Here is a 12,568-nt window from a genome sequence, read left to right as displayed (position 1 = left end):
GTGTTGTAGCTAAAATCTTTGCATAAGATTTGACGAACCACTAGTAAAAAGGGCATCATTTGATGCCCTTTTTCTGCGCTAAAAAAAGAGTTGGATGTTTTGACATCGATTTTTGCTCTTAGCAAAGAATTAAACGGTCTTTTTGACTAAAATGACTGTTAGATGTGTTGTTTTGCAACGCAAAGGAATGTGCCCTGCAACAGCGGGGTTATTGTCGTCTATATTTAAGACTTATCACAGGTTGGTTTTATGAAAGCAAACGCTGAAACTCCTGATAGCTCAGGTGCAGCAGATACAATGAAGTGGATTGTCGCTTTTGTTCTGTTGGCTGCTGCTGTTGTGGGTAATTACCTGTATGGTGAATTGTCTGTTGTAATTCGCGCTGCAGGTGTAGTTGTGCTGATTGCTGCCGCACTAGGCGTTGCAGCAACAACAACTAAAGGTAAAGCTGCGATCGATTTTGCAAAAGAATCTCGTATGGAGATTCGTAAAGTTGTTTGGCCTACTCGCCAAGAAACTATGCAAACTACATTGATCGTTTTAGCTGTATGTATTGTTATGTCTCTAGTGCTTTGGGGAATTGACGGCATTATGGTCCGTCTAGTTTCTCTAGCAACTGGGGTGTAGAGGGTTCTGATTCATGAGTGAAGCTCCAAAAAAACGTTGGTATGTAGTTCAAGCCTTTTCTGGCTTTGAAGGTCGTGTTGCACAGTCGCTACGCGAGCATATTAAAATGCACAACATGGAAGAACTATTTGGCGATGTGCTAGTACCTACTGAAGAAGTAGTGGAAATGCGTGCAGGCCAACGCCGTAAAAGTGAACGTAAATTCTTCCCTGGCTACGTATTAGTTCAAATGATCATGAATGATGAATCATGGCACTTAGTACGCAGCATTCCGCGTGTTATGGGCTTCATTGGTGGTACCTCTGATCGTCCTGCACCAATCACTGATAAAGAAGCTGATGCTATCTTGAACCGTCTAGAGAAAGCGAGCGAGTCTCCACGTCCTAAGACAATGTTCGAAGCGGGTGAAGTGGTTCGTGTGAACGATGGTCCATTTGCTGACTTCAACGGTACTGTTGAAGAAGTAGATTACGAGAAAAGCCGCATTAAGGTATCTGTATCGATCTTTGGTCGTGCAACACCGGTTGAGCTTGAATTTGGTCAGGTTGAAAAACTGGACTAAAACTCTAAGTTTTGAACAAGCTGTGGATAAATACTTCATAAGTTGTTCAAAATAAAAGAGTATAAAAAATCACCTTTTTAGGGTTGTTAAAGGCGCGAATTATGATTATAATTTCGCGCCTTTTTGCTTCTGTGGAAGTGAAAAAGAGTTAATTGAATTTATGGGGAGCTCGCCTTGCGGCTAGCGCATGTACCCAAAATATTAGGAAATATCATGGCTAAGAAAGTTGAAGCTTATATCAAACTGCAAGTTGCAGCTGGTATGGCAAACCCAAGTCCACCGGTTGGTCCTGCTCTAGGTCAACACGGCGTGAACATCATGGAATTCTGTAAAGCGTTCAACGCAAAAACAGAATCTGTTGAGAAAGGTCTACCTACTCCAGTAGTTATTACTGTTTACAACGACCGTTCTTTCACGTTCGTAACTAAGACTCCACCTGCTGCTGTTCTTCTTAAGAAAGCTGCTGGCGTTAAGTCTGGTTCAGGTCGTCCAAACACTGAGAAAGTTGGTACTGTTACTGACGCTCAAGTTCAGGAAATCGCAGAAACTAAAGCTGCTGATATGACTGGTGCTGACATCGAAGCAATGAAACGTTCTATTGCTGGTACTGCTCGTTCAATGGGCCTAGTGGTAGAGGGATAAGATCATGGCTAAACTTACTAAGCGTATGCGCGTAATCCGCGACAAGGTTGACTCAACTAAAGAATACGAAATCAACGAAGCTGTTGCTCTTCTAAAAGAACTAGCGACTGCTAAATTCGTTGAGTCTGTAGACGTTGCTGTTAACCTAGGCATCGATGCTCGTAAATCTGACCAAAACGTTCGTGGCGCAACTGTGCTACCTCACGGTACTGGCCGTGACATCCGCGTTGCTGTTTTCACTCAAGGTGCAAACGCAGAAGCTGCTAAAGCTGCTGGCGCAGATATCGTTGGTATGGAAGATCTTGCTGAGCAAGTGAAAAAAGGCGAAATGAACTTCGACGTAGTTGTTGCTTCTCCAGATGCAATGCGTGTTGTTGGTCAACTAGGTACAATCCTAGGTCCACGCGGCCTTATGCCAAACCCTAAAGTTGGTACTGTAACTCCTAACGTTGCTGAAGCGGTTAAGAACGCTAAAGCTGGTCAGGTTCGTTACCGTAACGACAAGAACGGCATCATCCACACTACTATCGGTAAAGCATCTTTCGAAGCTAGCCAGCTTCAAGAGAACCTAGAAGCACTTCTAGTTGCTCTTAAGAAAGCTAAGCCTTCTTCAGCTAAGGGTACTTACCTGAAGAAAGTAAGCATCTCTACTACGATGGGTGCTGGTGTTGCTGTTGATCAAGCTAGTCTTGATACTCAAGCAAACTAATTTGCTTAGGCGCAGATTTAGTGTATACTTCTGCGCCTAATATTTGTGGTTGGGTGGTTTTAAAGCAATTTGAAATCATCTATCCCAAGACCGTAGGCGCTGTCGATTTTCATTAGATTATTGATAGCTTAATAAAACCTACGTAGGCGATGTTGTGGTTTGAAGTGGATTTATTCATTTTTAAATAACATCGTAAACGCTCAATACATTTTGTATTGGGTGCTGTAATCACAACCAGAGGTTAATCCAAATGGCTTTAAATCTTCAAGACAAAAAAGCAATTGTTGCTGAAGTCAACGAAGCTGCCAGTGGTGCACTTTCTGCAGTTGTAGCTGATTCTCGTGGCGTTGAAGTTGGCGCAATGACTTCTCTACGTAAACAAGCTCGCGAAGCGGGTGTTTACATGAAAGTTGTTCGTAACACACTAGCACGCCGTGCGGTTCAGGGTACAGACTACGAGTGTCTAGTAGACACTTTCACTGGTCCAACTCTGATCGCGTTCTCTAACGAGCACCCAGGTGCTGCAGCGCGTCTTTTCAAAGACTTCGCTAAAGAGAACAAAGATTTCGAGATCAAAGCTGCTGCATTTGAAGGCGCAGTTACTGATGCTGAAGTACTAGCGACACTACCAACTTACGACGAAGCTATCGCACGCCTAATGATGTGCATGAAAGAAGCTTCTGCTGGCAAGCTGGTTCGTACTATCGCTGCACTACGTGACCAAAAAGAAGAAGCAGCGGCTTAAGCCTTGCTTTTCACTGGTTGCAAATTAAACTTATTGTTGACTTAAAAGAGAATTGTTATGTCTATTACTAACGAGCAAATCCTAGACGCAGTTGCAGAAATGTCTGTAATGCAAGTTGTTGAGCTTATCGAAGCTATGGAAGAGAAATTCGGCGTTTCAGCTGCAGCTGCAGTTGTAGCTGGTGGCGCAGCTGGCGGCGACGCTGCTGCTGAGCAAACTGAATTCGACGTAATCCTAACTGCTGCTGGCGCTAACAAAGTACAAGTTATCAAAGCTGTACGTGGCGCAACTGGCCTAGGTCTTAAAGAAGCTAAAGGTCTTGTAGACTCAGCTCCTGCAGCGCTTAAAGAAGGCGTTGACAAAGCTGAAGCTGAAGCTCTTAAAGCACAGCTAGAAGAAGCTGGCGCTTCTGTTGAAATCAAGTAATTATTACTTAATTTCATAGCCGCAAGGCTAATGGCTGGTGGTTTATTAACCACCGGCCTTTTTGCGCTGTAGGGCTATGGCGAAATTTCCGCTGTTTAACCGTCATAATCCGAGCAAAAAAACAGTCATTTTTTCGAAATGATTGTTCACTACCACTAAACAGCTGTTTGTCACCACCCCCTCTGAAGAGTGTTTTGGGTGGTTTGGGTCACTTATCAGCGAGCTGAGGAACCCCATGGTTTACTCTTATACCGAGAAAAAGCGCATCCGTAAGGATTTTGGTACTCGTCCACAAGTTTTGGACATTCCATACCTGTTATCGATCCAGCTTGATTCTTTCGACAAATTCATCGAACAGGATCCAGAAGGTCAATACGGTCTTGAAGCTGCTTTCCGTTCTGTATTTCCAATTCAGAGCTACAACGGCAATTCTGAGCTGCAATACGTTAGCTACCGTCTTGGTGAGCCAGTTTTTGACGTTAAAGAATGTCAAATCCGCGGTGTTACTTACTCAAAGCCACTACGCGTAAAACTACGTCTAGTTATCTTTGATCGAGATGCACCAGCAGGTACTGTAAAAGACATTAAAGAACAAGAAGTCTACATGGGCGAAATTCCGCTTATGACAGACAATGGTACTTTCGTAATTAATGGTACCGAGAGGGTTATCGTATCCCAGCTGCACCGAAGCCCAGGCGTGTTCTTCGACAGTGATAAGGGTAAGACCCACTCATCAGGTAAAGTTCTTTATAACGCACGTGTAATTCCTTACCGTGGCTCATGGTTAGACTTTGAGTTCGATCCTAAGGATAACTTATTCGTACGTATCGACCGTCGTCGTAAGCTACCAGCATCGATTATTCTTCGTGCACTTGGTAAATCGACTGAAGAGATCCTAGATCTGTTCTTCGACAAGGTGAACTTCGAAGTTAAAGACCAAACTCTTCTTATGGAGTTGGTTCCTGATCGTCTACGTGGTGAAACTGCGTCATTCGACATCGAAGCAAACGGAAAAACTTACGTTGAGACTGGTCGTCGTGTTACTGCTCGTCATATCCGTCAACTTGAAAAAGATGGCGTTGAGCACATCGAAGTACCAGTAGAGTACATCGTTGGTAAAGTTGCATCTAAAGATTACATCAATGAAGCAACTGGCGAGATCATCGTTGGCGCGAACCAAGAGATTAGCCTAGAAGCACTTGCTAACCTGTCTCAAGCAGGTCACAAGTCTCTACAAACTCTGTTCACGAATGACCTAGATCACGGTCCATTCATGTCAGACACTCTACGTGCAGATAGCACAGTAGATCGCATCTCTGCATTGGTAGAAATCTACCGCATGATGCGTCCTGGCGAGCCACCAACGAAAGAAGCTGCAGAGTCTCTATTCGAAAGCCTATTCTTCTCTGAAGAACGTTACGACCTATCAACTGTAGGCCGTATGAAGTTCAACAGCTCTATCGAGCGTGAAGAAGAAGAAGAGCGCGGTACTCTGGATGAATCAGACATCATCGAAGTGATGAAGAAACTGATTGGTATCCGTAACGGTATTGGTGAAGTGGACGATATCGACCACCTTGGCAACCGTCGTATCCGTTCTGTAGGTGAAATGGCAGAAAACCAATTCCGTGTTGGTCTAGTTCGTGTAGAACGTGCCGTTAAAGAGCGCCTAAGCCTTGGTGACCTTGATGCAATCATGCCTCAAGATCTTATCAACGCTAAGCCGATCTCTGCTGCAGTTAAAGAATTCTTTGGCTCTTCACAGCTTTCACAGTTCATGGACCAAAACAACCCATTGTCAGAAGTTACGCACAAACGTCGTATCTCTGCTTTAGGTCCTGGTGGTCTTACTCGTGAGCGCGCAGGCTTCGAAGTACGTGACGTTCACGTAACTCACTACGGTCGTCTATGTCCGATCGAAACGCCTGAAGGTCCAAACATCGGTCTAATTAACTCACTATCTGCGTTTGCACGTTGTAACGATTACGGTTTCCTAGAAACTCCGTACCGTCGTGTAGTAGATGGTGTAGTAACAGAAGAAGTTGATTACCTGTCTGCAATCCAGGAAGGTCAATTCGTAATCGCGCAAGCAAACACCATTCTTACTGAAGAAGGTACGTTTGCAGATGAGCTAATCACAGCTCGTCAAAAAGGTGAATCTGGTCTTCACCCACGCGATCACGTTGACTACATGGACGTTGCGACAAACCAAGTAGTATCTATCGCTGCTTCGCTTATCCCGTTCCTAGAACACGATGATGCGAACCGTGCATTGATGGGTGCCAACATGCAACGTCAAGCTGTACCAACACTTAAGGCTGATAAGCCTCTAGTAGGTACTGGTATCGAACGTAACATCGCAGTTGACTCTGGTGTTACAGCGGTTGCTAAACGTGGTGGTCAAGTTCAGTCTGTAGACGCTTCTCGTATCGTAGTTAAGGTTAACGAAGATGAATTGGTACCTGGCGAAGCTGGTATCGATATCTACAACCTAACTAAGTACACGCGTTCGAACCAAAACACATGTATTAACCAACGTCCAACTGTACTTCCTGGTGAACCAGTTGCACGTGGCGATGTTCTTGCTGATGGTCCTTCAACAGACCTTGGTGAACTAGCTCTTGGCCAAAACATGCGTATCGCATTCATGCCTTGGAACGGTTACAACTTCGAAGACTCGATCTTAGTATCTGAGCGCGTAGTTCAAGAAGACCGTTTCACGACAATCCACATCCAAGAACTATCTTGTGTGGCTCGTGATACTAAGCTGGGTTCTGAAGAGATCACAGCTGATATTCCAAACGTAGGTGAGTCTGCTCTGTCTAAACTAGACGAGTCAGGTATCGTTTACATTGGTGCTGAAGTTAAGGGTGGCGACATCCTAGTTGGTAAAGTAACCCCTAAAGGTGAAACTCAACTGACTCCTGAAGAGAAGCTACTACGTGCTATCTTCGGTGAGAAAGCATCTGATGTTAAAGATACTTCTCTACGTGTACCAAACTCTGTTTCGGGTACTATCATCGATGTACAAGTCTTCACTCGCGATGGCGTAGAGAAAGACAAGCGTGCACTTGAAATCGAACAGATGCAGCTTAAAGAAGCTAAGAAAGACCTAACTGAAGAGTTCCAAATTCTTGAGGGTGGCCTTCTTAACCGTGTTAAAGCTGTACTTCTGTCTGGTGGTTACTCTGAAGCTAAGCTTGATACTATCGGTCGTAAGCAATGGCTAGAGCAAGTTCTAGAAGACGATGCGCTACAAACACAGCTTGAGCAACTTGCTGAGCAGTGGGATGAGCTAAAAGCAGACTTCGATAAGAAGTTTGAAACTAAGCGTCGTAAAATCACTCAAGGTGATGATCTAGCGCCTGGCGTTCTTAAGATTGTTAAAGTTTACCTAGCGGTTAAACGTCGTATCCAGCCTGGTGATAAGATGGCCGGTCGTCACGGTAACAAAGGTGTAATCTCTAAGATTAACCCTGTTGAAGACATGCCATACGATGAGAAAGGTCAGCCTGTAGACATCGTACTTAACCCGCTGGGTGTACCATCGCGTATGAACATCGGTCAGATCCTAGAAGTTCACTTAGGTTTGGCTGCGAAAGGTATCGGTGACAAGATCAACCAAATGGTTAAGGAACAACAAGAACTGCATAAGTTCCGTGAGTTCCTACAGAAGGTTTACGATCTTGGTGATACTCGTCAGAAAGTTGATATTGCTGAACTGTCTGATGATCAAGTTCGTACACTGATCAAGAACCTACGTGGCGGTCTACCAATTGCTACTCCTGTGTTCGACGGTGCTTCTGAGTCTCTAATCAAAGAACTACTTAAACTGGGTGATCTGCCAGAATCTGGTCAGCTTAAACTGTTTGATGGTCGTACTGGTGATTCGTTTGAGCGTCCTGTAACTGTTGGTTACATGTACATGCTGAAACTGAACCACTTGGTTGATGACAAGATGCATGCTCGTTCAACTGGTTCTTACAGCCTAGTAACTCAGCAACCACTTGGTGGTAAAGCTCAGTTCGGTGGTCAGCGTTTCGGTGAGATGGAAGTATGGGCACTAGAAGCATACGGTGCTGCATATACTCTACAAGAAATGCTAACAGTTAAGTCAGATGACGTTAACGGCCGTACTAAGATGTATAAGAACATCGTAGACGGTAACCATAGCATGGAACCTGGTATGCCTGAGTCGTTCAACGTACTGTTGAAAGAGATTCGCTCGCTAGGTATCAACATCGAGCTAGAAGACGAAGAGTAATCCCTCCTTCTTTTTAAAAGAAGATAGGATTATTTGGTAAAAGGGAGCTTGCTACAGCAGTGAGCTCCTTTAACTCCTTACAGGAGCTGAATGTGAAAGACTTATTAAACTTTCTAAAAGCACAGCATAAGACCGAAGAATTTGATGCAATCAAAATCGGTCTATCTTCACCAGACATGATCCGTTCATGGTCTTTTGGTGAAGTTAAAAAGCCGGAAACAATTAACTATCGTACGTTCAAACCTGAACGTGATGGTCTGTTCTGTGCACGTATTTTTGGTCCAGTTAAAGACTACGAATGTCTTTGTGGCAAATACAAGCGCCTGAAGCACCGTGGTGTTATCTGTGAGAAGTGTGGCGTTGAAGTTACACAAACTAAAGTTCGTCGTGACCGCATGGGCCACATCGAGCTAGCTTCACCAGTTGCTCACATCTGGTTCCTAAAATCACTGCCGTCTCGTATCGGTCTACTAATGGATATCCCTCTACGTGATATCGAACGTGTTCTTTACTTCGAGATGTACGTAGTAACTGAACCAGGTATGACTGATCTAGAAAAATCTCAGATGCTTACTGAAGAAGAGTATCTGGATCGTCTAGAAGAGTGGGGTGACGAATTTACTGCTAAGATGGGTGCTGAAGCGATCAAAGATCTGCTTGCAACAATGGACCTTCATCAAGAAGTGGAAGAAATGCGCGAAGAGTTAGAAACGACTAACTCAGAAACTAAGCGTAAAAAAGTTACTAAGCGCCTGAAGCTAGTTGAAGCGTTCATTGCATCGGGTAACGATCCGCAATGGATGATTCTGACTGTACTTCCGGTTCTGCCGCCAGATCTACGTCCTCTAGTACCACTAGATGGCGGTCGTTTTGCGACTTCAGATCTGAACGACCTTTACCGTCGTGTGATCAACCGTAACAACCGTTTGAAGCGCCTTCTAGAGCTAGCTGCTCCGGACATCATCGTACGTAACGAAAAGCGTATGCTGCAAGAGTCTGTTGATGCACTTCTAGATAACGGTCGTCGTGGTCGTGCTATCACTGGTTCTAACAAGCGTCCTCTGAAATCTCTTGCTGATATGATCAAGGGTAAACAAGGTCGTTTCCGTCAGAACCTTCTAGGTAAACGTGTAGACTACTCTGGCCGTTCTGTAATCACAGTAGGTCCATACCTTCGTCTACATCAGTGTGGTCTTCCTAAGAAGATGGCACTTGAGCTATTTAAGCCGTTCATCTACAGCAAGCTAGAAACTCGTGGCATGGCTACGACAATCAAAGCTGCTAAGAAGATGGTAGAGCGCGAAGAAGCTATCGTTTGGGATATCCTGGACGAAGTAATCCGCGAACACCCAGTACTGCTTAACCGTGCACCTACACTTCACCGTCTAGGTATCCAAGCGTTTGAACCAGTACTAATCGAAGGTAAAGCGATTCAGCTTCACCCACTAGTGTGTGCGGCATACAACGCCGACTTCGATGGTGACCAAATGGCGGTACACGTGCCTCTAACTCTAGAAGCACAGCTTGAAGCACGTACACTGATGATGTCGACGAATAACATTCTGTCGCCAGCGTCAGGTGATCCGATCATCGTACCTTCTCAGGACGTTGTATTGGGTCTTTACTACATGACACGTGACAAGATCAACGTGAAAGGCGAAGGTATGTACCTTGCTGGCCCTGCTGAGGCTGAAAAGGCATACCGTACTAAGACTGCTGAGCTACACGCTCGCGTTAAAGTACGTATCACCGAAACTGTAGTAGACGAAGATGGTAACAGCACTACTGAAACGAAGATGGTTGATACAACTGTCGGCCGTGCAATGCTATGGCAAATCGTTCCAGCTGGCCTACCGTACAGCATCGTTAACCAAAAGTTAGGTAAGAAGCAGATCTCTACTCTTCTTAACGAGTGTTACCGTAAGCTTGGTCTAAAAGATACAGTAGTATTTGCTGACCAAATCATGTACGCAGGTTTTGCATACGCTGCACTTTCTGGTGTTTCTGTAGGTATCGACGATATGGTTGTACCTCAAGCGAAATACGATGAAATTGAATCTGCTGAAGAAGAAGTTCGCGAAATCCAAGAGCAATTCCAATCTGGTCTTGTTACTGCGGGTGAGCGTTACAACAAAGTTATCGATATCTGGGCATCTACGAATGACCGCGTTGCGAAAGCAATGATGGATAACCTATCTTCTGAAACAGTTATCAACCGTGACGGCGAAGAAGAACAGCAAGAATCGTTCAACAGCATCTACATGATGGCCGACTCGGGCGCACGTGGTTCTGCAGCTCAGATTCGTCAGCTAGCAGGTATGCGTGGTCTGATGGCGCGTCCAGATGGTTCAATCATCGAAACGCCGATCACAGCGAACTTTAAAGAAGGTCTAAACGTCCTTCAGTACTTTATCTCAACGCACGGTGCTCGTAAGGGTCTTGCGGATACAGCACTGAAAACAGCAAACTCGGGTTACCTAACTCGTCGTCTAGTAGACGTTGCTCAAGACGTTGTAGTACACGAACATGACTGTGGCACGCATGAAGGTATCGACATGATGCCTCACATCGAAGGTGGTGACGTTAAAGTTGCACTTTCTGAGCTTGCTCTAGGTCGTGTAGTAGCTGAAGACGTTCTTAAGCCTGGTACTGAAGATGTACTGATTCCACGTAATACTCTGATTGATGAGAAGTGGTGTCAAATCATGGAAGACAACTCAGTAGATAGCATGAAAGTGCGCTCTGTTGTTACCTGTGATGCAGACTTCGGTTGTTGTGCACAGTGTTACGGTCGTGACCTAGCACGTGGTCACCTAGTGAACCAAGGTGAAGCAGTTGGTGTTATCGCTGCACAATCTATCGGTGAACCGGGTACACAGCTAACGATGCGTACGTTCCACATCGGTGGTGCGGCATCTACTGCAGCAGCAGAGAACAGCATCCAAGCTAAGACAACAGGTACTGTGAAACTTCACAATGCTAAGTTCGTAGTTAACAAAGATAAGAAACTGGTTATCACTTCTCGTGCATCTGAGATGACGATTATTGATGAATTCGGCCGTACTAAAGAGAAGCACAAACTTCCTTACGGTTCGATGCTAACCAAAGGCGACAACGCAGCAGTTACTGCTGGTGAAGTTGTAGCTAACTGGGAAGCGCATACCATGCCAATCATCACTGAAGTGGCAGGTCGTATCCAATTCGTAGATATGATCGATGGTATTACAGTTTCTCGTCAAACTGACGATCTAACGGGTCTTTCTTCAAGTGAAGTTACAGACGCAGCAGCTCGCCCAGCAGCAGGTAAAGATATGCGTCCAGCTATCAAACTTGTTGATGAGCAAGGTAACGACGTAATGATCCCTGGTACTGATATGCCAGCTCACTACTTCCTACCTGGCAAAGCGATTGTAAACATCGAAGATGGCGCTGAAGTTGGCATCGGTGACACACTATCTCGTATCCCTCAAAAATCGAGCGGAAACAAAGATATCACCGGTGGTCTACCACGCGTAGCTGACCTATTCGAAGCTCGTAAGCCTAAAGAGCCTGCGATCCTTGCTGAGCACACAGGTACTGTGTCTTTCGGTAAAGAAACGAAAGGTAAGCGTCGTCTAGTAATCACTCGTGAAGGCGGTGACGCTTACGAAGAGATGATTCCTAAGCATCGTCAATTGAACGTGTTCGAAGGTGAGAAGATTGAACGTGGTGATGTAATCGCCGACGGTCCTGAAACTCCACACGATATCCTGCGTCTACGTGGTATCCACGCAGTAACTCAGTACATCGCGAACGAAGTTCAAGAAGTTTACCGCTTACAAGGCGTAAAGATTAACGATAAGCACATCGAGACTATCGTTCGTCAAATGCTACGTAAGTGTACAATCACTCATTCTGGTGACTCTCCGTTCCTACCTGGCGAACAAGTTGAGTACCACAATGTTAAGATTGCTAACCGTAAGCTAGAAGCTGAAGGTAAAGAACTAGTACGTTTCGAACGTGATCTACTAGGTATTACTAAAGCATCTCTTGCAACTGAGTCATTCATCTCAGCTGCATCGTTCCAAGAAACGACTCGCGTACTAACAGAAGCTGCGGTTTCTGGTAAGCGTGATGACCTTCGCGGTCTGAAAGAGAACGTAATTGTTGGTCGTCTGATCCCAGCTGGTACTGGTTTCGCATACCACCAAGAGCGTCAAAAACAACGTGAAGAAGAGCAAGAAGGTCCTTCAGCTGAACAAGCTACTGACAATCTAGCAGCACTTCTAAACGCTGGTTTCTCTTCAGAAGAGTAAGCTCTACGAGTAGTCTCTAAGAGATAAGAAAAAGGCACCTTCGGGTGCCTTTTTTGTATCTGGCGTATTGGTATTTAGCTATGACTTATAAAGTGATAGGTGTGCTTATCTAGCTGGTGAGGTTGGATTTATGTCCTGAAGAGTGCTCTTTGAGGCCAGTAAGATAAAGGGTAGAGATGATTAGGCTGATTAGGGCTGTAACCATATGCTTATGGCTAAAGGTCAGGGCGAGCGAGTAAGCTCTGTCTGAAAGGTTCTGGGTAGTTTGGATAACCTTACAGACAAAACAAAAAGCTTG

The 12,568-nt window shown here is 45.0% G+C and carries 8 protein-coding genes; all 8 read left to right on the top strand.

The genetic code is table 11. The features are described from left to right. Nucleotides 1–249: 249 nt before the first annotated feature. The 8 genes from secE (at nucleotide 250) to rpoC (ending at nucleotide 12,270) form a co-directional block, all read left to right on the top strand. Entirely contained in the window at nucleotides 250–627 is a 378-nt protein-coding gene (secE, locus tag AB4507_RS12395; protein ID WP_010435558.1) for a preprotein translocase subunit SecE, read from the top strand. 13 nt (nucleotides 628–640) lie between these two features. After that, entirely contained in the window at nucleotides 641–1,189 is a 549-nt protein-coding gene (gene nusG, locus AB4507_RS12390; RefSeq protein WP_010435556.1) for a transcription termination/antitermination protein NusG, read from the top strand. Nucleotides 1,190–1,402: 213 nt separating this feature from the next. Then, nucleotides 1,403–1,831, top strand: coding sequence for a 50S ribosomal protein L11 (gene rplK / locus AB4507_RS12385; RefSeq protein ID WP_010435555.1), 429 nt, complete (start codon nucleotides 1,403–1,405; stop codon nucleotides 1,829–1,831). 4 nt (nucleotides 1,832–1,835) lie between these two features. Then, nucleotides 1,836–2,540, top strand: a complete 705-nt coding sequence (gene rplA / locus AB4507_RS12380; RefSeq protein WP_017068866.1) for a 50S ribosomal protein L1 — start codon at nucleotides 1,836–1,838, stop codon at nucleotides 2,538–2,540. 250 nt (nucleotides 2,541–2,790) lie between these two features. Continuing rightward, a complete protein-coding gene (gene rplJ, locus AB4507_RS12375) occupies nucleotides 2,791–3,285 on the top strand; it encodes a 50S ribosomal protein L10 (protein ID WP_017060524.1) in 495 nt (164 codons plus the stop codon). 57 nt (nucleotides 3,286–3,342) lie between these two features. After that, nucleotides 3,343–3,711, top strand: coding sequence for a 50S ribosomal protein L7/L12 (gene rplL, locus AB4507_RS12370; RefSeq protein WP_017060525.1), 369 nt, complete (start codon nucleotides 3,343–3,345; stop codon nucleotides 3,709–3,711). Nucleotides 3,712–3,946: 235 nt separating this feature from the next. Continuing rightward, the gene (rpoB, locus tag AB4507_RS12365; RefSeq protein WP_017065638.1) at nucleotides 3,947–7,975 is read left to right on the top strand and encodes a DNA-directed RNA polymerase subunit beta; all 4,029 of its coding nucleotides are present in this window, start codon (nucleotides 3,947–3,949) and stop codon (nucleotides 7,973–7,975) included. A gap of 92 nt (nucleotides 7,976–8,067) precedes the next feature. Beyond that, complete coding sequence (gene rpoC / locus AB4507_RS12360) at nucleotides 8,068–12,270, top strand: DNA-directed RNA polymerase subunit beta' (protein WP_017060527.1); 4,203 nt, start codon at nucleotides 8,068–8,070, stop codon at nucleotides 12,268–12,270. Nucleotides 12,271–12,568 lie beyond the last annotated feature (298 nt).

Source organism: Vibrio sp. 10N.222.54.A3 (assembly GCF_041474095.1).
Classification (GTDB): Bacteria; Pseudomonadota; Gammaproteobacteria; order Enterobacterales; family Vibrionaceae; genus Vibrio; species Vibrio crassostreae_C.
This window is presented reverse-complemented; position numbering and strand designations above follow the sequence as displayed.